We start from the raw sequence: 25,580 nt of genomic DNA on the forward strand, positions 1-25,580 counted from the left end.
ATGTAGTAGAGAGAAACCTGCAGTTGATCCTGGATGCTTGTATTTATTTGTCTCCTCTGCAGATCAGTTTCTATATTCTTTGGCGTGGAAAGGCCCTCCTTCCTTCATGACCGTCCATAACGGATCATTGTCCTCTTTCATCGTCATCATCATTTCATCATGCCATTCATTCAGCAAATAGACCGCTTCCCTGCAAATATCGCGCCTTTCACTAGCCAAATTATACTGCTCATACGGGTCATTCTTCAAATCAAACAGCATTTCCTTTGGAAATCCATGATAACCGTCGTGATAAGAACGAATATACAACCAATCCTCATATCTAACGCTACGCTGGCACACATGCGCGCATTGGGATATAACCAGATAATCTCTGCCTGTTTGCTCACCCTTCGTTATACTGCCTGCGTAGCTTAAGCCATCCCATGATTCAACCTTTGGCGTATTAAGCAGCTCAGCTAGAGTAGGAGCAAGATCAAGCTGGTAATGCAGTCCATCGTCCTGTACACCCTTTAACCCATTCGGCCATCGAACGATCATTGGAATGCGGCAGGTTGCCTGATCAGCCGTCCCATGCTCCGAATAGATACCCAGCTCGCCCATATTTTCCCCGTGATCAGCGCTAATAATAATGGCTGTATCCTCCATGATGCCCAGCTTCTCCAGCGTACGAAGCACTTGTCCGATATGATCATCCATATAACGAATGGCACAATCATAATTATCGATTATCATTCTAAGATCATCATGCTCTTCAATTGGTTTTTGATGTCTGACATAGTTGTAATAATGTGATTTGGCAAGGGCATTCATGTCTTCAATGCTGTGCTGACCCTTTTTTTGCTTATGAAGCTGGAATACCTCTTCTGTAATCCATTCGGGCATCGGATCATTCTCGAAGGGATTTCCCAGATGCTCTGGAGCGCGATATGGCGTATGCGGGTCCCAGAAATTCAAATGCAGAAACCAGTCTTCCACTTCTGCATTGTCTTCCAACCATTTCAAAGCGGTAGGAAGCACCTGCTCTGCCGATTCATTCCCGCTGCCGCCGACATTGTGAATTTCATTAAAGCCTGCATTAAACGTCCACACCGAATGCCTCTCCGCAAAGGTGCTAATGGAGGCCGTCTTGAACCCAAGCTTCCTCAGCATTCCCGGAAGGCTTTCTGTCTTCAGACGATCACTAAAGCCCCGATCTTTCCCTTCGCGTCTCATGTCCCCAGCGGTACCGCCATGTCCAACGACTCCATTATGAATCCCAAATCTTCCTGACATCAACGCTGTTCTTGAAGGCATGCAGGGCGCATCAGAACAATAGTAATTCGTAAATTGCACGCTTTCCTCTGCCACACGATCAATATTAGGCGACGTTTCGCGATGATAGCCATAGCAGCCCAAATGATCGGGACGCAATGAATCTAAATCCAAATAAAGTATTCGCATTATAAAAGCACCTGCCTTTGAGTTTAATATTTAAAATACGGATAATATTGAATTAACCTTTAACTGCCCAGCTATCGTACGCGTTTTCATACAATGCGCCTCTAGTTGCTTATTATGTTAAAGGACTGACCTGCACCCGGCAATGTAGGTTTGATCGTTTATTTTGTATATTTGATACTTTCGTTAGTCTAACTATTATTTTCCGCACACGACAAAAAAAGCGCAGCTCTGCAGCTGCGCCTTCTCTTTTTTTAACCGTTAGCCCTTATTGCTCTTTGCCAAGAAAACGCCAGAAGTTACGGTTCAGCATATCATCCAAATCTCTTTTAATTTCCTCTTCTGTAACGCTCCAGCCGCTTTGATGCAGCTTCTCATATTTGTCTGCCAGCACGTTGCCGATAATTTTTCTGGAATGCTCCCATTTATAGATCAGCTGTTCGAATACTCGACAATCAGAGTGCTGCGGGATCATGGAAGTGCCGAGAAGCTCCAAGCGGAATCGAGTCATCTCCTCCACCATCGACTCGATATGCAGAAACCACCAGCAGCCGAAAATCATCAAATTGCGGAATTTACGCGCAAGCACCGTCAATTCATGCTGATTCTCTCTCGCAAGCATAGTGATAAGGAACTTCTGCTCTGGATATCGGCGGCATAGCGCCTCCACTGCTGACACATCTGACAGCATGCTCATGTCACCTGCTAGTCCAAGCGAAGGATTCACTTTCCTTCGTACACCAATCATGAGAGCAAACGGAATGTTTTGCTCGCGGCAAACCGGAATCATAACTTCATCAATCATCTTGCTCCGATGATCATCGGCCGGATATTTGAAATCGCCAGGCATCGATACAGCTAGATAAAGTGCATCCATTCGAATAATCCATTCCGACAGAAAACGTCTTGTTTCCTCCTTCGTCTTCTCGGTCCACTCCGCCTGTACAGCATAACCAAGCTGCTGAAGCTCCTTAACCGCGTGCGGCCAGTCATTCAGCAAGGCATCAACACGAAGCGCCGCATAGAAACGTTTATCTGTTTTCCCTTGGCCGGACAGCCAAACGGGGCGTTCAACAGCATCAAACGGATCATTTGTCATAACGATCTTCTCAATTCCTGCGATTTGCATGACAGTGTCAACTTGTTCTTGCACCGTGCGCTGCGCGAGCGCCTGACGGTAGTCGTCGAGGTTGCGTGAAGACACATCGAACCCAAGCCGCTTAAGAATAGTAATGAATCCGCTGGCTGCCTCACTTACCGGAGAATGATCGATGAATAATAATTTCCAAATCCAATCTGCTTGCTCGCGTTTGGACATCGACCAGAAATGATCATACTCGTCCTCTGACCATCTGAAAGACTCTGAAATCAAATAATGATACGTCAGTAATTCATCAACACCCCACAATAGCAGGTCCCCAAATTCCGGGGCGTATAGATGCGTATGCATATCTGTGACAGGCATACTGTGAGCCAAGCGCTCAACAGTATTCCGAAGATCAGCCAAGCTAATAACCGTTTCCGTATTCATTATGATATCTCCCCTTTTCTTAGCTATTCCATTGATAGTGATAACTGCCTTCTTTATCGATACGTTCAAATGTATGTGCCCCAAAGTAATCACGCTGAGCTTGAAGCAGATTAGCAGGAAGATACGCGGTGCGATAGGCATCAAAGTAGGATAGCGCCGAAGCGAATGCCGGTACAGGAATGCCGTTTAGCGCAGCGGCAGCAACAACTTCACGCCATGCTTGCTGATATTCATTCACAATATTTCTGAAATAGCTGTCTACGAGCAGATTTGGAAGATTCGCATCTTTTTCAAATGCATTTTTAATATTTTCAAGGAATTGAGCCCGGATAATACAGCCTCCCCGGAATATCATCGCAATGTTCCCGCAATTCAAATCCCAGCCGTAAGTGTCAGACGCCATTTTCATTTGAGCAAAGCCTTGGGCATAGGAGCATATTTTGCTCGCATACAGCGCCTTGCGCACAAGCTCAATAAAGTCTGCTCGATTCCCTTTGAACGTTGGAGCTGACGGCTTGTCGAACAATGCCGAAGCTCTCTTGCGCTCTTCCCCCAGAGATGATAAATAACGCATAAACACAGATTCTGTGATGACAGGCAGAGGTACGCCAAGATCCAGAGCATTTTGCGAGGTCCATTTGCCAGTACCCTTCTGACCCGCAGAATCCTTAATAATATCGACCACTCTCTTACCCGTTTCCGGATCGATCTTAGTGAATATGTCTTGCGTAATCTCAATTAGGTAGCTGTTAAGCTCGCCTTCATTCCATTCCTTGAATATATGATGAAGCTCATCCGGCTCTGCCCCAATGACATCCTTCAGCAAATGGTAGGCCTCGCAAATCAACTGCATATCGCCATACTCAATGCCGTTGTGTACCATTTTGACATAGTGGCCCGCTCCATCTGGTCCAATATGTGTACAGCAAGGCTCCTCATCGACTTTAGCCGAAATAGCAGTCAAGAATGGCTCGACATGTGCATACGCCTCTTTGGTTCCGCCCGGCATAATAGCTGGCCCTTCAAGTGCTCCTTGCTCGCCTCCTGAGACGCCTGTACCAATAAAGAGAAAGCCTTGCTGCTCCAGCTCCCTCGTTCTGCGCTGTGTATCTACAAAGTACGAATTGCCTCCGTCTATTAAAATATCTCCTTGCTCCAGCAGCGGAATAAGCTGCTGGATCGTATCGTCTGTTGGAGCCCCTGCTTTGACCATGATCAAAATTTTTCTAGGTGCTTCAAGCGATGCGACAAACTGCTCCAGCGACTCATATCCACTCAGATTCCTTCCGGCTGCTTCCTTTACTAAATCTTCTGTTTTCGCATAGGATCTATTATAGACAGCTACTGCGAATCCGCGGCTTTCCAAATTTAAAGCTAGATTTTTCCCCATTACAGCAAGGCCAATAACACCGATCTGTTGCTTATTCATATAGGTCTCTCCTTTTCCTTATATATCCATGTATTAACAACGTTGTTAAAAAGATTTAAAATTACTCTATTAAATAACTTACACCGAGCACAAAGCTGAATAAACATGCCGCATACATGGTAATAGGCAGCAGCGGACGAATTTTTTTGGATACATCATGAAACCATATGCTTATAATTGCAATAATCGCATGGGAAATAAGTAAACCACAGCTAAAAGCCGCGACTGCAAACACGCCATGATGAAGCGCCGCCGCTCCAGCCACAGTAGTGAACAACAAAAGCTGGGTCGGAGTTTCTGCACCTATGCCATGAATGACACCAATCGTAAATACATTTCGGCGTGTGAAGGTAAACGGTTCACCATTCTTTCGTCTAAGCTTCTGAAGCATGGCAATCCCTCTGCTCCAATAGCCAACTTTACCTTCTTTTCTCCCCATAAGCATAAGGATTGACATGAATATTAAAGTAAGTCCTACTACCTTGCCCATCAAGTGGTCGGCCCATATAGGCACTGTCCAAGCGAAAAGCAAAATACTGCAGCCCAGAATGAAAATGACGGTTTCATGACCGCTTGCGTAATAAAGAGACAGCTTCAACCGATCTTTTTTCGACCCTGTGCTTCCTCCAGTTATATCCGCCAATGCTGCTATATGATCGTAATCAACACCATGGCGGAGCCCCAGTAATATAGATAATACTAATAAGCCTATAAACTCCACTATTATCCTCCTATTTGTCTTACCTTTTATAGACTTTTATAGGCTTTTATAGACTTCCCGGTATACGGTCTCTAGAGGCACCCCGTAGCTTCGGGCAGCTTGAGCCGCATCCTCAAATTCGGGCGATTGCCTGATGAGCCGCTCTCCGTCAAGTGCCTGCTTGACTCTTATTAGGCCATAAGGCGTTTCCACCTGAATCCATCGGCGCTCAAGCGCCCTGCGCTGCCATTCGCTTCGACGTACGCCGAACGTGGACGTTTCCGCAAGAAGCGTTTCCTCACAACGGTCGCTATCAGCCGGATGACATAGAACACTAATGAGGACACCAGGACGATTTTTTTTCATATAAACGGGAGTATGGTATACATCAAGCGCCCCTGCTTCGAACAGTTTTTCCATAGCATACCCTAGCGTCTCTCCGGTACAATCATCCACTTGAGCTTCCAATACGACAATCGTTTCTTTTTCTCTTTTCCCTTGCTCCTGCTCATAAAGAATTGCTCTTAAAACATTGGGATGGTCGAAATTTTTGGTGCCTGCCCCATAACCAATTCGCTCAATTGTTCCTGCGGGCAATGGGCCGAATTCAGAAGCCAACGCTTTGACAATCCCCGCTCCCGTAGGAGTAGTCAGCTCGCCATTAGCCGTGAACGCCGATAACGGTACGCCGCGAAGCAGATCCGCCGTCGCAGGAGCCGGAATGGGATATAAGCCATGCGCCATACGGAGTCTTCCTGTTCCTGTTGGTACGGGAGAAACAATTATTTTGCTGGCATCCAGACTCTCAAGAGCTAAACATACCCCAATTACGTCTAAAATGGAGTCCATTGCCCCAACCTCGTGAAAGTGGACATCAGCCGGGTCCATGCCATGGATTTTACCTTCCGCTTCCGCAATTAAATGAAAGATGGACAGACTTCTCTCTTTCACTCGCTCCGGCAGATGCGAACTCTCGATCATATGAATAATGTCGGAAGCTTTTCTATGCTCATGCGAGTGGCCATGACTGTGATCATGGCTATGTGCATGACTGTGATCATGACTGTGATCATGGCTATGTGCATGACTGTGGTCATGGCTATGTGCATGACTGTGATCATGGCTATGAGCATGACTGTGATCATGACTGTGATCATGGCTATGTGCATGACTATGATCATGACTGTGATCATGGCTATGTGCATGACTGTGATCATGACTGCCTTTATCAAAGTCTAGCTTTAGCCACTTCGCTGTAATGCCCCGTCGGTCTACCTTTACGAATTCCATTGTGAAGGGATCAATGGGCAGCTTCGATAAATGTAAGGCAATATAATCCGGGTCTGCACCTAGGTCCACAAGCGCGGACAGCGCCATGTCTCCTGCAATGCCTGAAATGCAATCCAAATAAATCGTCCTCATTCTATGTTCCCTCCGCTACCAATTGTAATATCATTGCCGCTTGATAACCTGCTCCGAAGCCATTATCGATATTGACTACCGTAACGCCTGCTGCACAGGAAGTCATCATAGCAAGAAGCGTTGTAATGCCTTGTAAATTTGCACCGTACCCGACAGACGTAGGTACGGCAATAACCGGCCTGCGTACAAGTCCTCCGACTACACTTACTAGGGCGCCTTCCATGCCCGCAACTCCAATCACAACAGACGCTTCCCTAATCCGATCCTTCTGGCTAAGCAGACGGTCAATTCCAGCAACCCCAACATCATAGATGCGATCAATCTCGCAGCCCATCCACTCCGCTGTCCCCGCTGCTTCCTCTGCTACTGGAATATCTGTTGTCCCTCCAGTAAGTACAGCCACTTTTCCAGGAAGAATCCGTGGGGATTTACCATAGGAGATGAGACGGGATACATTGTCGTAACGGGCTTCCGGGTACTTGGCAATGACTCTCTCTCCCATCTCTGCAGTTGCGCGGGTGACAAGTGCCCTTCCATGATTTTCTACCAGCCGTGAGAATATCGTTTCAACTTGGTCAGCTGTCTTGCCCTGTCCGAATACAACTTCAGGATGGCCCGTTCGCTCGCTGCGCCCCACATCAAGTTTACAAAAGCCTAGATCTTCGAACTCATTCATACGACAGAGCCTCCACGCTCAAGCACTTTGTTCATACTGCCGCTGCGATAGCCCGTTAGATCCATCGATACATAAATAAAACCAAGCTCTTTCAATCGATGCGAAATATTCGCAGCATGACTAATCATCAGCTCCATGGCATCTGGTTCAACTTCAATTCTAGCAATTTCACCATGGCTTCTAACTCTTACTTGCCCAAAGCCTAGTGAACGAATATAACGCTCGGCTTCTCCGACACGGCCTAGCTTCTCTATTGTAATCGTCTCACCGTATGCAATACGCGAAGAAAGGCAAGCGAATGATGGCTTATTCCAAGTTGCAAGTCCATGCTCACGGGAAAGATCACGGATTTCTTCTTTAAAAAGACCTGCTTCCTGCAAAGGCCCCCGCACGCCTCGCTCTTTCGCGGCTTGAACTCCAGGCCTATGCTCATTCATATCATCTGCTATTAGCCCATAGACGATATGACGATATTTGCCATCCTTGATGAACGGTTCTAAATGCTCAAACAAACTTTTTTTACAAAAATAACAACGGTTTGCGTTATTTTCTTTATAACCCGGTATATTGAGTTCAGAGGTTTCAATTACTTGATGAGACACTCCAAGACTCTTCGCCAGTTGAATAGCTTCCTGCAGTTCTTCCGTCGGGTAGGTTTCCGAATCGGCTGTGACCGCCAATACATGTTCGCTTCCCAGCGTCTTTATTGCGGCATCAAGAAGAAAAGTACTGTCCACGCCTCCTGAGAATGCTACCACAACCGATTCCATATCCATAAGAATCTGTTGAAGCTTGTTATATTTATCATGCATGTTAGGAAAACCTCCTTCAGCTAAAGTATTCGTTCCGGCGCATGCTGCAGCTTTGATATTTCGTGCATAGGTTCTTTCAATCTATCGTATAGACTCAGATAAAGCGGCAATAATCGTTGATACATTTTATGTTTTGTTTCATCCGGTTCGTAAAGCTTGCCTTCAGTCTCTTTCCATCTCAGAAGAGAGCCTTTGCAGCCTTCCATAGCATACAATCCAAGCTGAGCTGCTCCAAGCCCTGAACTTTCTACGGAAAGGGGCACTCTAACAGGCACGCCCAGCATATCAGCCATCATCTGGCACCATAAGGTTGAACGGGCAAATCCGCCGGATGCTCGAACCTCTTTATGCTTTTCTCCGGATTGCTTCATTAAAGAAACGATCGCAGCAATTTGGAACAAAACCCCTTCCAGCGCAGCTCGAAGCATATCCGTCTCGGTATGCGAAAGTGTCAGACCGAACATGACGCCTTTCGCCTGCGCATCCCAGAAAGGAGCTCGTTCACCTGATAGAAGAGGCAGAAAGAGCAAACCGTTCGAGCCAGCGGGCGAAGCAGCTGCTAACGGAACAATTTCTTCCATGGATTGGCCTGGGTAGAGACGATCTGAAATCCACTGGGCTACAATAGCGCCATTATTTGAAGGACCACCTACAATCCAGACGTCCTGCGTTAGAGCGTAGCAAAACAAACGACCTTCTGGATCAATAGTTGGACGATTAACAGCGGTGCGAACAGCACTGCTCGTGCCGATTGTAACAGCCAGCACACCATCATCAACAGCTCCAATGCCGAGATTGGCCAGCACACCGTCCTGGGCTCCGGCAATGAATGTCGTTTCCTTGCTAAGTCCCATTCGATCGGCGGCTTCTTTCTTCAACCCGTTGATACGTTCCGTAGTCGGAACAAGCCTGGGCAGTTGATCCTCACGGATGCCTGCCAGAAGAAGAGCTTCCCGGTCCCAAGTCAACGTTTCTAAGTTGAATAATCCGGTAGCACTTGCGATAGAATGATCCATCACCATAATCCCAAATAGCCTATTCAAAATATATTCCTTTATTCCGACAAATAAGTGAGCGGAGTGGAATAGATCTGGACGCTCCTCTCTCATCCAAATCAGCTTGACGAGAGGAGACATCGGGTGAATGGGTGTCCCCGTTCTAGAATATATAGGCAACCCTGTGCCATCATTCAACAAACGCTCCGCTTGAAGAGCGCTGCGCTGATCCGCCCAAGTGATGCTGGGTGTAAGCGGCCTCCCCTCAGCATCCAGAAGAATCAGGCTGTGATTGGCTGAGCTGAACGTTACGCACACAATATCATCCGCCGTCCAAGCGCCCTGCTTCATGACATGGGCCACCCCATCTAAAACCGCCTCGTATATGACTACTGGGTCCTGCTCTGCATAACCGGGACTCGGAGTATGCAGCGGATATCCTATAGAGTGACTGCCGTGGATATTCCCTTCACGGTCTACTGCCAAGGTTTTTGTACTTGTCGTTCCGATATCAACCGCTAATACAATTTTGCTATTTACACTCATTTTGACAAAAATCCTTCCTCGTCGAACGCCCACTCATAAGGCCCTTCCAAAATTTCAATACGAGGATTTTTTTGGGCTTCCTCAAGCAGCGCTTCAGAAATTTCAATAACACCTAAATGAAGCGTATCGCGAATCCGAATAAGCTTGCATGTTGTATAATCCAGAATGTTGCAGGTTTTGATCGCAGCCTTGATCGCATCACAATCATTGGAAAGTGTTGTAGCCTGCTTCGTTGGCGCACAAACAGTCGAAGTTAATCCATTCGCATACGTGCTGGGCCAATCCGTCTTGCTTACTAAGCGGCTCGTCGTGAAATCAGCAGTGCCTACTCCATTGGCATTTCCTTTGGACTCTGGAGTCAGATCAAGAACAACCATCTTGTTCACCTCTGGCCCGCCATGTGCATAAGGCGTCGGATATCTGCCGGTAATATTCGGATCTGCTCCATCTCCGCTAATGTTCTTGCCAATATAATCAATAACGAGTACGTCTATATCGTTAAAAAGAATTTGCGGCAGTCGGCTCTTCGCCTCTATAAGCAGCTCTTTCTCTCTTTCCTCCATCGTATCTGTTCCAAGAACTTCAATCCGGCAAATCTGGTCATATGCATTCTCAACAATGGCTACTCCGAACTGAATCGGAAGCTTCTCAATCATAACCCGCGCCATTGCAGGCACATTCTCAGCCATATATTTAAACCCAAGCTGATGGCATGCTTCCGCGCCTTTTTGTTTTCCAAGCCCGATTGAAATCATCTTAAACATGCCGCTTTCAATCGCTCCCCGGAAAGCGGTATGCGGCTTAATGCGATTGATTACGACGATCGCATCCGCCTCTGTAGCAGCGATTTTGTCACAGTAAATGGGCAGGCCATTCGGAAGACGATCCAGCTCTACAACCTCCATGGACGAACGGACCGGACAACCCATCCTTCCCTCATCTATGCCAAGATGGGCAAGCACCTCGGTCTGCCCCTCTGCTGTAGCTCCGCCATGGCTTCCCATGCAAGGTACAATGAAAGGGTGAGCGCCTATTAACTTCAGCTCATCGATAACCGTTTTTGTCAGCTCGTCAATTCTCGAAATGCCTCGGCTTCCTACAGCTACCGCAACCTTTTGTCCAGAAGCAATTCTCGTCATGGAATCCGATGCTCGCAGCCGCTCACTCAATTCTCCAATCGGATTTTCAAGAATCGTATTGTCAAACGACTGACGAATTTTCACAAGCTTAGGAATTGGCGTGTTCTCGACTAGTTTTTTTAGGATGTCGATCATATGGTCATCGCTCCAAATCCGCCATCTACTCGGAGCAATGCTCCTGTGACAAATGATGAAGCTTGTGGTGAAGCTAAATATACAACGGTTCCCTTAAGCTCCTCCGGATTTCCGAAGCGGTTCATCGGGGTATGCCGCATAATGGATTCAATTCTGTCTGGCGATAATATTTTTTTATTTTGCTCTGCAGGGAAGAAGCCTGGAATAATCGCATTAACCCTTATTTTATCGGGAGCAAATTCCCGAGCTAAAAACTTCGTTACACTATTGACTCCCGCTTTGGAAGCCGAATAAGTAAACACCCGTGACAGCGGCGGCTCAGATGAAACAGAAGAAATATTGATGATAGAGCCTCCACTTCCCTGTTCAATCATCTTTTTACCAAAAACTTGACACGCCAGCACTACGCTTTTCAGGTTGACGTCCATAATTCGGTCCCATTCTTCCATTTCCAAATCCAAAAAAGGTGTAGAGCTATTTGTTCCAGAGGCATTCACAAGGGTATCCACGCGTCCTCCCCATTGCAATACCGCGTTCAATACGGATTCTAGCTCATCTTTTTTAGTAGCATCAGCTTGAAAAGAGGTTGCTGTACCTCCGTTGCTTTCGATTTCTTCACATACTCGTCTGGCTTTATCCATATCTCGGCCAACGACAGCCACCTTAGAACCAGCCTCGGCAAGCGCGGAGGCCATGGCACTTCCAAGCACCCCATTGCCTCCGATCACAACGGATACGGTATCTTGTAAATTAAACATCCTCAAATCACCCCTACTCCAAATTAACAACGTTGTTATTTTATCATATCCGAATATTTCTTTGCTGTCCACACGAAAAAATACAACGCTTTCAGTTGCAAAAAATAAATACTATGATAAAGTGAACGACATAAACTAGCATACGTAAACATTCCTTCCGGAGGGAAGCCATGGTAACTATTAAAGATATTGCAGACCGGGCTGGAGTCAGTTTCTCTACCGTCTCCAAGGCATTAAGAGATAGTCCGCTCGTACAAAACAAAACCAAACAGCATATCCTTTCAATCGCAGCGGAAATGGGCTACCAGCCCAATATCGCAGCCCGAAGCCTCGTCTCTCGAAGAAGCGGAGCGATCGGTGTCGTATGGCCGTCAATTGAACGTGCTGCCCTTTCCTCTCTCCTTACATTGATCAATGAACAGCTTGAAAAGAACGGCTATATTACTTTGCTATCGATAAGCAATGTAGAATCTGCGATCGAAATCTTCCGACGATACCAAGTAGATGCAGTGCTGGTATTTGGAGATAGAGATAGTATATCCAGCTTCAACAACTTAATTCCGCTTCAGATGCCTATTCTAACTTACGGTGCTGCCGGTTACACGGCGTATTCCGCCGTTGATGTCAACCGTGGTCAGGCTGTCCGACTTGCTGTTCGTCATTTGGTAGGCTTGGGTCATAGAAATATCGCCTATATAGGGGAGCCTCAGACGCATGATCCGTTGCAGACTGTCAAGATCGAAGCTTTTCGCGAGGAAATAATAGATCTTGGTCTTCCATTTGATGAAGAAGCCATCATACAAATGAACGGCTTAGCATTTCACGATGGATATATGGCTGCTCGATCCATGCTGGAGAAGACCTCACATCCAACTGCCGTAATAAGCGGAGGCATAGACATGACTCGCGGAATTGTTCGGGCTATTGGAGAGCATGGTCTTCGCATCCCGCAAGACATCTCAATCGTCAGTTATGACAATCTCCCTCAAATGGAAGACTTGGATGTTCCGATGACTGCGGTTGGCGTTGCCATAGCTAACATAACAACAGCTATCGCATCCACTATTCTTGAGCTTATTGAATCACCAAAATCGCTTAAAACCGTATACTTGGAACCAGAGCTTGTTGTTCGCCAATCCACCTCCCAACTGCGAGAATAACTTACCTTAATTAGCTGAATAAAAAAACCCTCCATTCAACAGTGTCAGTTCATCCAAACATGAACTCTCATGCTGTTGCTATTGAGGGGATTTTTTTTGCAGCCATGATTATTTTCATCCGTGTTCGAATCAAGGCGTAAAAGAGATCTAATCAACAGGAATTTCTAAACTGGGTCGGGGTCATTCCTTCTATTTTTTTGAAAATGCGAGCAAAGTAACCTGCATCATCAAAACCAATATAGCCGGCTATTCGATCAATCGAGGTACGGCCTTCCCTCAGTAATAGCTTCGCTTCATCTATTCGCATCTTATTCTGATAATCAGTTAATGTCATTCCGGTTTCTTTCTTAAATTGTCTCGACAAATGAGCAGGATGCACAACACAATACTCGGCCAGCTGCTTCAGGTTCAAAGGTTTACTAAAGTGAATCTTAATATGCTTTGCTGCTTGCTGCACTAATTTCGAATAACCGGATATGGCATGCGCCTTAACTAAATCGCAATACTCATCCTGCATCAATTCTTGTAAAGAATTAAGTGAATTTATACTTTCTGAACGTTCAATTTGCTTGGAAAATTTCTCCGATATGTGATGAAGGAAAAATGGTGGAACCTTCCCCTTCTCCGCAGCGATTCGCAGCAGTGTATTAAGAATAATAAGCATATTTCTCATGGCCCGAACCGGCTGATTCGGAAATCTTTTAGAGAAATCATGCCAGTTTTTCCCTTCTGACATAACCTTTTTTATTTTTGTTTTATCTCCTTTTTCGACGGCATGCATGATTTCTTTCTCAAGCTCATATTTCAGTTCAATAAATTTACTATCACTCTCATCCGGCTGCTGTAAAATTTGCATCATGGTTTTCCCATCTCCCCGTTCCAATGGGTCTTGATGCAAGTTAACGATCTGATATGGAATCTGACGAATAGACCTTGCAAGGCTCAGGATGTTAACAACACTCTGAATTTTGGAGTTGCTGAACAGCTTTAAGCTCCGTATAAACTCTTGCATCCTATTCCGCTTGTTTTGATCCGTATGGAATAGTGAATCAAGCTTCTCCAAATCCGGCATTTGCATCAGAAAAGGCCCAATAAACCATATATGGGCATCATCCCCTTCAAACTCGATCAATTTCGATAAGTAGGTCAATCCGAGTTCATTCGTATTCATATAGCACTGACTGGAATCTTGCTCGATTTGCTTGCCAAGCAATAAGAAGTCTTTCTGCTGCATTTCGAGTAAAAAATCAGGAATAGGGTCCCGTATATGTGTCAGAATAACTGAGCCGTCATTCGATAAAATAACTATATTCGTATCGATTAATTGATACACATTTATGCTAGCAGATGTCATTTGAAGGTGTTGAACCATCACTAAACCAGCCCTTTCCACGTCAATACAGTCCTGAAAAAGCATTTATTATCCTTCTCACTCGTATTGCATATGATTATACTCATTTTGTATGCATTTACAATACGGACTTACTGAAATCGGAGCAAAAAAAGGAGACATAACTGCAGATTGTTTTCGGATAGATTTGAAGCTTGAACTGGTGAAAGTCTGCGAATGTGATGCAGATATGCAGCACATGGAGCGCGGAGTGGCGGTAGAGCAGCGAATGTGATGCAGATATGCAGCACATGGAGCTCGAAGCGGCGGTAGAGCAGCGAAAGTGATGCAGATATGCAGCACATGGAGCGCGGAGCGGCGGTAGAGCAGCGAAAGTGATGCAGATATGCAGCACATGGAGCTCGAAGCGGCAGCCGAGCGGCGAATGTGATGCAGATATGCAGCACATGGCGCTCGAAGCGGCAGCCGAGCGGCGAATGTGATGCAGATATGCAGCACATGGCGCTCGAAGCGGCGGTAGAGCAGCGAAAGTGATGCAGATATGCAGCACATGGAGCTCGAAGCGGCAGCTGAGCGACGAATGTGATGCAGAAGTGCTGCTAATTGAAAAACTAAAAAACGCCATTACCTTCGATTGCTCAAAAGTAATGGCGTATTAAATTCGCCGTATCACGCGAGATTCCATTCCTCATGAATCTTCGGCACATCGGAAATCAACTGCTGCGTGTAGCGATGCTTCGGATTAATAATGATTTCTTCCGCTGGACCACTTTCTACAATTTTCCCTTTCTCCATGATACACAAGGTGTCACTAATATAATAAGCTAACCCAACGTCATGAGTGATGAAGATAATCGTCATATTGTTCTCATTTCTAAGCTTAAGCAGCATATCCAATATAGTAGATCGTGAACAAGCATCAATCATCGATGTCGGCTCATCGGCAATTAGAATTTTGGGGTGCAGCATAAAGATACGGGCAATCATAAGCCGCTGCATCTGTCCTCCGGAAAGCTCGAAGGGGTACTTGTTAAACAGCTCCTCGAACTTTAGATTGACGAAAGCGCAGGCTTCTTTCATTTTAATGAACTGCTCCTCCTTCGTAAGCTTTAAGCCCTGAAGCTCAATACAGTCAAGCAGTAATTTATCCACCTTGTGAAACAGATTGAAGGACGAGAACGGGTCCTGAAATATAGCCTGGATATCCTTCCAATACTTCTTCCGATCCTTATGGCTTCTGAACTGTCTAGGCATCCCCTTATACTGAATATCTCCGCTCGTTTCCTTCAACAAGCCCATTAGAATCTTCGCCAATGTTGTTTTTCCGCTTCCGCTTTCACCAACGATGGAGATGATTTCGCCCTCATGGAATGCGAAGTTCACGTTATTGACTGCCGTCATTTTTTTCTTACCATACCCGAATTCCTTCACAACGTTAGTGCCGCTTAACAGCACATCAGCGTTCTTCATTCTTATACCACTCCTTCAAGGTATCGGGATCGAAGATACATCTGTAGACTCGGTCACCTACATAACGGTTCGGGATATCACCCTGCTTGCATTCCTCTTGGGCATAAGAACAGCGATCCGCGAAGCGACAGCCGCTCGGCACGTTTTTCAGATTCGGGGGAGTACCTGGAATAGCGGTTAGCCTATTCTCTTTCATGCCTTCCTCGGGTACGATGATGGAACCCATTAATTTCTTTGTATACGGATGCAGGGAATCAAATATCATCTGATGAGCGCTGCCTCGCTCCACAATTTCACCCGCGTACATGACCATAATATCGTCAGTCACATGATATAACAGCGGCAGCTCGTGAGTAATAAAGACAAGCGATTTGATAAATTTTTTGTCCAAAAGCTCCTTCAACAATTTGATAACGGTCTTCTGGGAGGTGACATCAAGTGCCGAGGTCGGCTCGTCTGCGACAAGTATTTTGGGATTCAGAATGGTGGAGATCGCAATTACGGTACGCTGCTTCATCCCGCCGGACAATTCATTCGGATAGGATTGAAGCACATCGGGCGATAAATTTAATGTTTTAAAGCGCTCAGCTGCTATATCCCATACCTGTTTCTTGGTCAGATCAGGACGATGCTCCTTCATCATATCCTCGATAAATCGTATAATCTTCAGCGTCGGGTTCAAAGCATTCATAGCCGCCTGAGGGATATAGGCGATTTCCTTGCCCAGAATCTGCTTCCTTAGCTGTTCTTTATTCAGCTTCATAATATCTATACCGTTAATATTGATCGACCCACTGCCGAAATTAAGCGGCGGGAAATAGAAGCCCATCAGACTGAGCGCCAAGGTTGACTTCCCGCATCCCGACTCGCCTGCTATACCGAGCGTTTTTCCTTCCTCCAGCGCGAAGCTGACACCGTCAACTGCATACACATTTTCTTTGAGACGGGTTTTATAATACGTTTTTAAGCCCTGTACATCTAATATGTTTTTCCGTGGAGCCGGGCTCACATCCCCCATCAGTTCAACCGCGTTAAGACTCATGGCGTTAGCTCCTTATCTTAGGATTAAAAATCTCATCCATTCCGGTGTTAATCATATAGAGGGAGAACGTAATGATGGCAATAGCAAACGCCGCTGGGATGAAAGCCCACCATGCTCCTGCCACAGGAGCTTCGAATACCAATGCCCAGTTCATAATGATTCCAAGAGATATCGTATTATAGGGCCCCAAGCCGAGCATCGAGATCGAAGCCTCCGATAAAATTCCGGAAGCCACCTGTAGGATGAATGCCATGACCACATATGATGCGATATAGGGAAGAATCTCGAACAGGATGATTTTGGGTGTGCTGTGCCCTGAAATTTTAGCGATGTTCACGTGATCCCTGTTGCGCAGCGACGTAGTCTGCGCCCGTACGGCTCGCGCCGTCCACGGCCAGCTGGTAAGTCCGATTATAAGCGCGACGATGAAGGAGCTGCGTGAATTAAGACTGACAGAGATTAGAATCAAGACGATGAAAGATGGAATGACGATAAACATATTCGTTAGCGCTGTCAGAATATTATCGACAAATCCCCCGATATATCCACATGCCAAGCCGATGACTAAACCGATCAAAGTTGCGCATAAGCCGGCTACCAGACCTACCATAATGGAGGTTCGGATACCGTATATAAGCTCTAGAAATAAATCTCTTCCGAAATTGTCTGAGCCCAATATTAAATCCGAGTTTGGCGGTTGAAATGCAAGTGCCATCATCTCCAGCGGATCTTTTGTATTAATCAGAGGGTAAATCATGACCAGCAGAATCATGAGCAATGATGTGATAGAGCCAATTAGGAATTTGGGGGATTTCATTAAAATGCCAATGGAATGAGTCATATCAGTTTTCCTCCATTTGTGCCGCCTTGATCCTTGGATCAACGATGCCATAAATGATTTCAATTGTGAAATTAGCAAGCAGCACGGTTAAAGCGATAAGCAGCGTGCAGCCGGATATTAGTGGATAATCAAGCTGTCTTATAGCTGTGAACAACCAAGTGCCGATGCCGGGATAGCTGAATACGATTTCGCAAATAAGAGAGCCGCCGACCATGGTGCCGATAGATAGGGCCAAGCCGGTAATTTGCGGCAGCATTGCATTCTTAAATACATATCTGGCTACACGTGAATCGCGGATGCCGAGCAGCTTGCTATAGAGAACATAGTCCGAATTCAATTCATAGATGGACATTTCTCTCATGCCTATCGCTTGGCCCCCAATCGTAACTAACACGATGGACAGGAAGGGAAGAGTATGATGCCTGATGACAGATAGAATGAAGTCCAGACTGAAATGCGGCACCATCTGGTAATCATAGCCTCCCCCCATCGGAAACCACTTGAAAGTAATGGCGAGCAAATACAGCATGATGATCGCCAGTGTGAAAAACGGTATGGAATTCACGAATAAAGCTACCGGGAACAGCACTTTGTCAAAAACGCCTTTGCGATAAGCGGCAACGGCACCAAGCACGTTGCCCAGAATCCAGCCAACAAGTATAGCTGGCAGCTGCAAACCTACTGTCCAAGGAACTGCCGAGGCCAATATATTGGATACCTTCCTTGGATATAAGCCAAACGAGGTGCCAAGATCACCTGACACAAGATTTTTTAAGTAAATGCCAAATTGAACGACGAGCGGCTTGTCTACACCAAACTCCTTCATAAAATTATCATATACCCGCTTTATGGAATCGCTGTCCGTCATACCCTGCGATACTTGAGATGCGATCGTACTGACGGGATTGCCTTCAATAAGTCTAGGCAGCATGAAGTTCAGGATGAGAGCAATTAACAGCGTAAGCAAATACCATCCCGATTTTCTGATAAAATATTTAGTATAGGCATTCAATCGTATTCCACCTCCGATAGAGTACTGGTGAAAGGAGGCCTATACTCGGGAGAGAATACCCAAATATAGGCCTGCCTCTAGTGCTTTCGCTAATTAGTTTGTAATTTGATACAAAGCTCTGACACCTGCACCATCTATCGCGATTTGTGGTGGAATATTGCTTCCGTCTCCGTCAACCGGGAAGCCCTTCCATACCGTTTCGTTTACGGTATAGAATACCCATGGGCGATACATAAGTGGAATCGACGGAACGTCCGTCAGCCAAATTTTAGTCAATTCCGTGTAAAGACCTTTCGCATCCGCCTCGCTTGCCGTCGGAATTTTATCGATAATTTCGTCCGCTTTGTCGTTTTTGTAGCGGCCCCAGTTCCAGAACGCCATTTCACCCATTTTTGCTACACCTTTGGAATACATGATCGTTCTTGATCTGCTCCAAGGATTCGCCGGAGTAACGTTGCCGGCAGGCGTGTTCATAATAATATCGAATTTGCCGGTTTGAAGATCATTGGTCCATACCGGCGCTTCAGGGAATTTGGTGCGAATTTCAACCCCGATTGCTTTCGCGCTTTGCGCTACAATCTCCAATGCGGCGTTCCAATCCGACCAACCGTATGGGCACTCGATTTCGAAAGGCCCCAGTCTTTCCCCATTAAGAACCCGAATGCCATCTTTGGCTTTCTTGGCGCCAATGCTGTCGAGTAATTTGTTGGCGGCATCAATATCCGTCGTCCATTGCAGAGACTTTATAGCCCCTTGGTCAACATATTTGGATTCAGCCGGTGTATCAAGCGTAAGGGATGGCTTCATGTCGGCGGAATAACCGCTCATTGCCAGCTCAGAAATCTTTTTGTAGTCAATCGCCATCGCAATCGCTTTTCTTACGTCCTTATTATCCAGACCTTTCCGTTCCATATTGAAGAAAATAGATGGCATCGAGCCCGGCAGATAGTATGGAGCTTCCTTCAAGTAGGTTTTAACCGGTGCTCCGCCTTCCCACATTTTCCATACCTGTGGAGTGAATTGCTGCGAAACGTCAACCTGGCCGTTTTTGAACGCCAAGTCACCGGAAGCATTATCTTTGTAAATCACGTGCGTAATGTATTTCGGAGCAGGAAGCTTGCCGAACAAGGTTTTGCCCCAGTAATTGTCATCGCGCTGTACAGTAATTTTTTGGTCATTGTAGAAAAACATTTTGTAAGGACCAGTACCAATTGGGTCTTCATTAAATTCCTTGCGGATTTCTGCCAAGTCATTATTCGTTTTCTTCTCGATTGCTTCCCAGATATGCTTCGGAAGCATCGGGATCAGTTCTAAGCTCTCCGTTACCGTCAGCTTATTAGCATTATCAGCTTTGAGCTTAATGGTAATCGAGTTAGTGCCATCCGCGGTTACATCCTGAATGTAATCCCAGTAGCTAGTCCAGTTAATTTCATATTTCTGACCGAGCTTATACGTGTATACGACATCGTCCGCTGTAAATGGAGTGCCATCACTCCACTTGGCATCCTTGTTTAGCTCCACTTTGAGCGTTGTGTCGTCAGACCATGAATATGAACTGCCAAGCAGGGGCTCCAAGTTGCCATCATTCATATTGATCATAAACAAGGTCTCGTAAATGAGCTCGCGAGAGTTCCCGTAGTTGATTGGAAATGCAGGGTTTCCGCTTAGCAAATTGAAGTTAGTCGGTGCTCCCCACTGCAAACCGTTTATATATAGCGTTTCATTTCTAGCCGTTTCCTTTGAGCTTCCCGAGTCTGGTTTCGTCGTTTCCTCTGTAGCAGGAGGATCTTCTTTTTTAGTATCCGTTGCTGCTGGTTTATCTGTTTGCTGGTTAGTGGCAGACGGTGGTGCTGGTGAGTTTGTACACGCTGCTAAAAGTGTAACGATCATAAAAACGAGCAAAAGCATCCTCGAAGTCGCTTTCATATTCATTTTCACATCTCCAATCATAAAATGATGTTCGTTACAAGCGTTAAACAAATCAGTCGTGCCCCCAGATCCCCTTCCTAAATGATTTATCCAGCTGCTAGAAAACGCTTACATATTTAGTATAGAGTTTCTTTCATATACGGTAAATATGCGTATTTTTGTGGTTATATCCATTTTTTTATGATTCAAGCAAAAAGACACCAACACATCGCCGGAGCGAGCGCTGATGCCCTTATTCATACATTTGCATGCGGTCATATGCAGCTTGAATATCTTGTGCCAGCACCTCAGGCGTCAACTCGGATTCAGGCAGCAGCAGCTGCTGCAGCCCTGCATTCATAGCAAGCACAACCTCCGGAGCCAGCCTCACATCAAAGACCGGAGTCAGCTTTGCCTTTTGCAGCAGGTCCAAATATTGTTCAAATAATGGAGACGAGCTGCTTTTATCATAATTAGTCGCGAACGAACCCGAAATATCACCACGTTCCGCCATTCGATTAGCAGCGGCTTCACCCGTCAGCAGCTTGACTAATTCAATGGCTTCTGCCAGCCTTTCTCCTTCCAGATTTGAATTGAGAGCAATAGCCCAGCCTGACCCGCCCGCTGCCGTGCCTGCCTGTCCTCTCCCTCCATTAACAGGAGGAAGCAGAGCGAGATGCGTATAATCCAGAATCGACTTCGGCGCATCTGCCACAACAGACGATACTGCCCAGCCGCCCTCCATAAACATAGCCGCTTTGCCTAGATAATAGGGCGAGCGCTGCTGTGCATTATCCATGCTAATCATGTCCTCGCTGAATGCGCCTATTTCCGAGAGCTGCTTCATTGCTGCCAGCGCGTTGACAAACGGCCTATCTGTAAATGCCGCACCGCTGTTTTCTTCAATGCTTCTGAACCACTCCGTCCCTGTAAAACGGTCGGCAAGCGCGCTCAGTAAGCATGAACCTGCAACCCACTGATCTTTATTGCCCATAGCTATAGGTGTATAACCGATCTCCTTGATCCTTTTGACCGCTTCGATAAATTCATCCCATGTTTTGGGAAAGGTATAATAGCCCGCTTGCCGAAAAATAATTTCATTATAATAAATGATGGATGTCGCAGTTAATTGCATAGGAACGCCTGCGAGTACACCATCAAACATGAAGTCTTCGAATGATTGTGGACGAAACCCCTGCTTCCATTCGGAATCTTGGTCCATTATATTTTCCATTGGCATGATTAGATCATTATCCAGCAGCATCTTCGCATCCGACCCGAGCATCATGAATACGTCCGGAAGTGAATTGGCGGCTGCCAGCGTTTTGATTTTCGTTTTCAGCGAGGCATTGTCTAGTATATCCTCTGAAAGCTCAACTTGAGGGTGCTCCCGGACAAACTGCTCAATCAGGCTGCGATGGACGACGTCAACCGCAGCTGTTGATGTCGCTAACCAAGAATCTGTCAATGTCAGCTTGATTTTAGCAGACGTCCCAATGAAATCTTTGCGCTCGGCATCTGTAACACCTTCGGCAGCATTAGAGGCACAGCCACTTAGAATGAAAAAAACGATGAATAAAAGGGTGCGAAGCTTACAGATATCGCTCATTATAACGCCTCCCTTTGCTTCAGATTAGCTCATTTATTCCGATAGTCCCGTGGAGAATAGCCGGTGTGTTTTTTGAAAATCAACGAAAAGTATTTGTAATCCTGAAAGCCTACCTTCTCTGCGATTTCATAGGTTTTGAGGAAAGTATGCTTCAAAAGCCGCTTGGCTTCCTCCATTCGAAGCTGATTCAGCCACTTAATGAACGTAATGCCCATTTCTTCTTTGAATACTTTGCTTAAATGGGGAGGCGTCACTGCGATATAGTCCGCCGCTTCCGTCAACCCAATTGGTTTATCGTAATGATTTCTAACGTAATGAATCACTTCTTTTACTATTTTTTTGGAATGATGTTTTGTCCTTTCTCCAATCAAATCAATCACTTGCTCCATATACTCATTGATCCAAATTTCCAAGTCGGCAACCAGCTCGTATTTCTCAACTGCAATCTGAGGTAGAAAATGAGCTGGAAACACCCTTTCAGAATCAATATCCATTTCCTTCAGTGTCTGAATGAGACAAATCATAATCCGGACGCAGTAGCTTTTTATGCCTTCAAATGAGATGCTCTCCGATTTAAAACGCATGAAATAATGGTCTATGGTTTCGCGCAGCCCTTCAATATTAAAGGTTAACAGAGACTGCACTAGCTTCTTTTCTTCATCTCTAAAAAATACGAGACGCTTCGAGTCAGGACTTCTCGTTCCATTCTGCTCTAAATAGACGATAATTTTTCCCTTTCCGAAAAAAGCTTTTTCCTGAATAGCTTGAACGGCCTGATCATAGCTTTGGGAAGCATTCATTATATAATGAACGGGCTGTCCTATGCCGATTGATACGGACACTTTTAAATAGTGCATGAGCTTGGACTGAATATCTTCACAAAGACTCATGATCGACGTATCTGCTTCGATATTGATTAATATGATCAATTTCCCGGACTCCCCAAAGCCGACAAACCCTCGATAACGTGATACGAGCGTTTCTTCTGCTACATTGAGGAGTGCGAACAAATAAGCTTCATTTTCCTTTTGCGATAAACACTCTTTAAAAATGGTATAGTCGTCGATTTCCATCACAATGATCTGATACATCGGTCCTTCTAGGCTGATTCTCAAACTGTTCGCTTTCTCCATCATTTCACTCTTATCCAGCCTTTTATTAATCAGACTGTTCATAAATTTGGATTTAATAAATGGCAAATTCTCATTAAACAGCTTGCTCTTAATAAGGTCTGCCTGCCTCATTATGCGTTTTTTATGTTCGCTATCCATAACCTCCATTATCGTGCTGATTAATTTATCTGCAATGACCGGCTTGAGCAAATAATGCTGAATACCGATCAGCATCGCTTCCTTTGCATATTGAAAGTCCTCATATCCGCTCAGCAGAATCATTCCAATATTCGGATATAACATTTTGACCGATCTGGCGAGCTCTATTCCTGACATAAAGGGCATACGAATGTCCGTTACGATCAAGTCGACAGGCTCCTGCTGCAGTTTGTAAAGAGCGTCTTTGCCGTTTCTTGCGTCTGCCGTAATCTCAATCCCATGAGCAGCCCAATCGATAGAGGTCATGATTCCTTTGCGCACAACAATCTCGTCATCTACGATCATTACTTTAAACATTCGTCACATGTCCTTTCGAATAAGGTTGTCTGACGATTACCGTTGTCCCCTTCAAAGGGGTGCTATGAAATTCGATACCATATAGCGAACCGTAATTGAGCTTTATTCGATCATGAATGTTTTTAAGCCCCAAGCCTTGAGGCTCATCTGAGGAGCTGTTCAGCTTTTCGCGAATGGACGTTTCGTCTGCACCTATTCCATCGTCGTGTACCGAATAAACAAGGTCGACGCCATCTCGAAAGATGTGAATATCAACCCGCCCGCTGCCTTCCCTTTCTTCGATTCCATGGCGAATCGCGTTTTCGACAATGGGCTGCAGCACCATCTTGGTCACCGTACAGTCGAGTATGTCCTCGTCGTCAATTTGAAGCGAGAAGGTGATGGTTTCCTCATAACGCTTCTGCTGAATCAACATATAGTGTTGAATATGCTCGGCTTCCTTCCTTACGGTAGTGAAACGGCTTCCACTATTAAGACCGATCCTAAACAATTGGGAGAGTGAATTAATCATGACAGATGTGTCGAACGCCTTCTCCATTCGGCTCATCCAATAAATAAGATCAAGCGTATTGTATAGAAAGTGGGGGTTTATCTGCTCCTGAAGCGCTTTTAATTCCGCCTCTTTCTGTTTAATCTTCGATACATGCACTTCATTGATCAATTCGTCCAGCTTCTGAGACATTTGATTGAAACCAAGTGCCAGCAGCGTAATCTCGTCATTGCCTGTCACTTTCATTTCCAAATTAAAATTTTCGCGTTCCACTCGCTTCATCAGCAATCGAATTTGTTTCAAAGGCGTAAGTACTCTTGATGCGAAAAGAAATATAACAGTCAAACAAATGACGAGACTTACTACGATTGAATAAATGGTAACACTTTTGATGACATTGCCCGGCTTCATAATTAACTCATAAGGCGTCAGCTCCAAGATGTTCCAGTTCTTCGTTTCCATTCGGTAGTAGACGGCTAAATATTCCTTTTCCTTATAGACGGTGTTAAAAAAGCCTTCTGTCCGGCGCGCCATATCAGGGCTAGTCAGTGACGTCGCGATAGGACTTCCTAATTGATCAGCGGAGATGGTTGACAAAATATCTTTTCTCTCATCGATTAAATAGAATAGGCTCTTATCCTTCATTTTTGTCCGGTATAAATCTCCGAAGCTGCTTTCAAGAATATTTATTTTCAATATGCCCAATGAACGGCTGATATGATTGATATCTCGGATGTCCCTAATCATAGAGACTACCTTCACTTCTTTGTTCTGCACCCATACGGTATCTAAATACCAGCTGTCCTTGCCCTTCAGCGCTTTGGCTTGCAGCAGCATGTCGTTAGGCACGAGATTAACCGCTCCGCGGTTATCGAAACCTACTTCGCCTAGGTCCTGCATGTAAATGGAATAGATATGCTTCTTATTAAAGGTCTGATCATTAAGAATGGAGAGAATTCGCGGGTAATTTTGCTGCTTGACAGCTGTGCTCGGAGATGCGAGATAGGCTGCTATCTCATTATTCTGTATGAGGTTTAAAGATATGGTATTCACATCGTTTACAATCATGTCCAGATTGTTCGAAATCTGCTGGGCATTCGCTAAATTTAAATCAATGACTTGATTTCGGACCACCTTGTTGGACTCGAAATAGGAGAAGCCGCTCACGATTAATAATGGACAAACGGCGAGTACAACAGAAAGCAGCATTACCTTGGAACGAATACTGAAAAACCGTTTATTTCTCATACCATAAACACCGCCGTCTAAGTCATTCATTAACAGCTCTGTCTTGTTATTCCCCAACCTGCTTCAGTATGCGCTTTTATTAATTATTCGCTTCGATTGTCGAAGCTCCTTCTAATCTTTTACCGTTATTAGGGCGTTTCTAATTAAATTTATCTCACACTAAAATAGGCTGCCATGCTAATGGCAGCCTCTCTTTATTTAATGATTCTATTTCCATTCCCAACTTATTTTAGGTCAC

General features: G+C 45.4%; 21 protein-coding genes. 2 read left to right on the forward strand and 19 right to left on the reverse strand.

Going from position 1 to position 25,580, the window contains the following annotated elements:
* Positions 1-63 precede the first annotated feature (63 nt).
* The 10 genes from CEF13_RS19680 to CEF13_RS19725 form a co-directional block, all read right to left on the reverse strand.
* Positions 64-1,443 carry a sulfatase family protein gene (locus tag CEF13_RS19680; RefSeq protein WP_102713211.1) on the reverse strand — a complete coding sequence of 460 codons (1,380 nt, stop codon included), beginning with the start codon at positions 1,441-1,443 and terminating at the stop codon, positions 64-66.
* Positions 1,444-1,708: 265 nt separating this feature from the next.
* On the reverse strand, positions 1,709-2,971 hold the full coding sequence (locus CEF13_RS19685) for a glucuronate isomerase (RefSeq protein WP_102713213.1): 1,263 nt from the start codon (positions 2,969-2,971) through the stop codon (positions 1,709-1,711).
* 19 nt (positions 2,972-2,990) lie between these two features.
* Positions 2,991-4,400 carry an NADP-dependent phosphogluconate dehydrogenase gene (gene gndA / locus CEF13_RS19690; protein ID WP_102713215.1) on the reverse strand — a complete coding sequence of 470 codons (1,410 nt, stop codon included), beginning with the start codon at positions 4,398-4,400 and terminating at the stop codon, positions 2,991-2,993.
* A 61-nt stretch (positions 4,401-4,461) separates the two neighbouring features.
* A complete protein-coding gene (locus CEF13_RS19695) occupies positions 4,462-5,121 on the reverse strand; it encodes a HoxN/HupN/NixA family nickel/cobalt transporter (RefSeq protein ID WP_102713217.1) in 660 nt (219 codons plus the stop codon).
* Positions 5,122-5,157: 36 nt separating this feature from the next.
* Complete coding sequence (gene larC, locus CEF13_RS19700) at positions 5,158-6,522, reverse strand: nickel pincer cofactor biosynthesis protein LarC (RefSeq protein ID WP_102713219.1); 1,365 nt, start codon at positions 6,520-6,522, stop codon at positions 5,158-5,160.
* A 1-nt stretch (position 6,523) separates the two neighbouring features.
* Positions 6,524-7,198: a nickel pincer cofactor biosynthesis protein LarB gene (larB, locus tag CEF13_RS19705; protein ID WP_102713221.1), complete on the reverse strand. Its 675-nt coding sequence runs from the start codon at positions 7,196-7,198 to the stop codon at positions 6,524-6,526.
* Positions 7,195-8,010 (reverse strand): ATP-dependent sacrificial sulfur transferase LarE, encoded by an 816-nt coding sequence (gene larE / locus CEF13_RS19710; RefSeq protein ID WP_102713223.1) that lies wholly within the window; start codon positions 8,008-8,010, stop codon positions 7,195-7,197. The genes larB and larE overlap by 4 nt, the downstream gene beginning before the upstream one ends.
* Before the next feature lie 20 nt (positions 8,011-8,030).
* Positions 8,031-9,551: a gluconokinase gene (locus tag CEF13_RS19715; RefSeq protein WP_102713225.1), complete on the reverse strand. Its 1,521-nt coding sequence runs from the start codon at positions 9,549-9,551 to the stop codon at positions 8,031-8,033.
* Positions 9,548-10,822: a nickel pincer cofactor-dependent isomerase, group 22 gene (locus tag CEF13_RS19720; RefSeq protein WP_102716456.1), complete on the reverse strand. Its 1,275-nt coding sequence runs from the start codon at positions 10,820-10,822 to the stop codon at positions 9,548-9,550. Before CEF13_RS19720 ends, CEF13_RS19715 begins: the two co-directional genes overlap by 4 nt.
* A complete protein-coding gene (locus CEF13_RS19725) occupies positions 10,822-11,583 on the reverse strand; it encodes an SDR family oxidoreductase (RefSeq protein WP_102713227.1) in 762 nt (253 codons plus the stop codon). The genes CEF13_RS19720 and CEF13_RS19725 overlap by 1 nt, the downstream gene beginning before the upstream one ends.
* Positions 11,584-11,753: 170 nt before the next feature.
* On the opposite strand from CEF13_RS19725, the gene CEF13_RS19730 reads away from it, so the two are divergent.
* On the forward strand, positions 11,754-12,743 hold the full coding sequence (locus tag CEF13_RS19730; protein WP_102713229.1) for a LacI family DNA-binding transcriptional regulator: 990 nt from the start codon (positions 11,754-11,756) through the stop codon (positions 12,741-12,743).
* A gap of 151 nt (positions 12,744-12,894) precedes the next feature.
* Here the strand turns inward: CEF13_RS19730 and CEF13_RS19735 are convergent, their stop codons facing one another.
* Complete coding sequence (locus CEF13_RS19735) at positions 12,895-14,160, reverse strand: AraC family transcriptional regulator (RefSeq protein ID WP_102713231.1); 1,266 nt, start codon at positions 14,158-14,160, stop codon at positions 12,895-12,897.
* Positions 14,161-14,627: 467 nt separating this feature from the next.
* On the opposite strand from CEF13_RS19735, the gene CEF13_RS29510 reads away from it, so the two are divergent.
* Entirely contained in the window at positions 14,628-14,753 is a 126-nt protein-coding gene (locus CEF13_RS29510) for a hypothetical protein (RefSeq protein ID WP_279588820.1), read from the forward strand.
* Positions 14,754-14,763: 10 nt separating this feature from the next.
* Here the strand turns inward: CEF13_RS29510 and CEF13_RS19740 are convergent, their stop codons facing one another.
* The 8 genes from CEF13_RS19740 to CEF13_RS19775 form a co-directional block, all read right to left on the reverse strand.
* Positions 14,764-15,564: an ABC transporter ATP-binding protein gene (locus CEF13_RS19740; RefSeq protein ID WP_102713233.1), complete on the reverse strand. Its 801-nt coding sequence runs from the start codon at positions 15,562-15,564 to the stop codon at positions 14,764-14,766.
* A complete protein-coding gene (locus CEF13_RS19745) occupies positions 15,551-16,606 on the reverse strand; it encodes an ABC transporter ATP-binding protein (RefSeq protein ID WP_208414284.1) in 1,056 nt (351 codons plus the stop codon). The genes CEF13_RS19740 and CEF13_RS19745 overlap by 14 nt, the downstream gene beginning before the upstream one ends.
* A 4-nt stretch (positions 16,607-16,610) precedes the next feature.
* On the reverse strand, positions 16,611-17,447 hold the full coding sequence (locus tag CEF13_RS19750; protein ID WP_102713235.1) for an ABC transporter permease: 837 nt from the start codon (positions 17,445-17,447) through the stop codon (positions 16,611-16,613).
* A gap of 1 nt (position 17,448) precedes the next feature.
* A complete protein-coding gene (locus CEF13_RS19755; RefSeq protein ID WP_102713237.1) occupies positions 17,449-18,459 on the reverse strand; it encodes an ABC transporter permease in 1,011 nt (336 codons plus the stop codon).
* 93 nt (positions 18,460-18,552) lie between these two features.
* The gene (locus CEF13_RS19760; RefSeq protein WP_243864284.1) at positions 18,553-20,391 is read right to left on the reverse strand and encodes an ABC transporter substrate-binding protein; all 1,839 of its coding nucleotides are present in this window, start codon (positions 20,389-20,391) and stop codon (positions 18,553-18,555) included.
* Positions 20,392-20,620: 229 nt separating this feature from the next.
* On the reverse strand, positions 20,621-21,976 hold the full coding sequence (locus CEF13_RS19765; protein ID WP_102713239.1) for an extracellular solute-binding protein: 1,356 nt from the start codon (positions 21,974-21,976) through the stop codon (positions 20,621-20,623).
* Between the two features lie 29 nt (positions 21,977-22,005).
* Entirely contained in the window at positions 22,006-23,604 is a 1,599-nt protein-coding gene (locus tag CEF13_RS19770; RefSeq protein ID WP_102713241.1) for a response regulator, read from the reverse strand.
* A complete protein-coding gene (locus CEF13_RS19775; protein ID WP_243864283.1) occupies positions 23,597-25,399 on the reverse strand; it encodes a sensor histidine kinase in 1,803 nt (600 codons plus the stop codon). The genes CEF13_RS19770 and CEF13_RS19775 overlap by 8 nt, the downstream gene beginning before the upstream one ends.
* Positions 25,400-25,580 lie beyond the last annotated feature (181 nt).

The organism is Paenibacillus castaneae (assembly GCF_002884445.1).
Classification (GTDB): domain Bacteria; phylum Bacillota; class Bacilli; order Paenibacillales; family Paenibacillaceae; genus Pristimantibacillus; species Pristimantibacillus castaneae.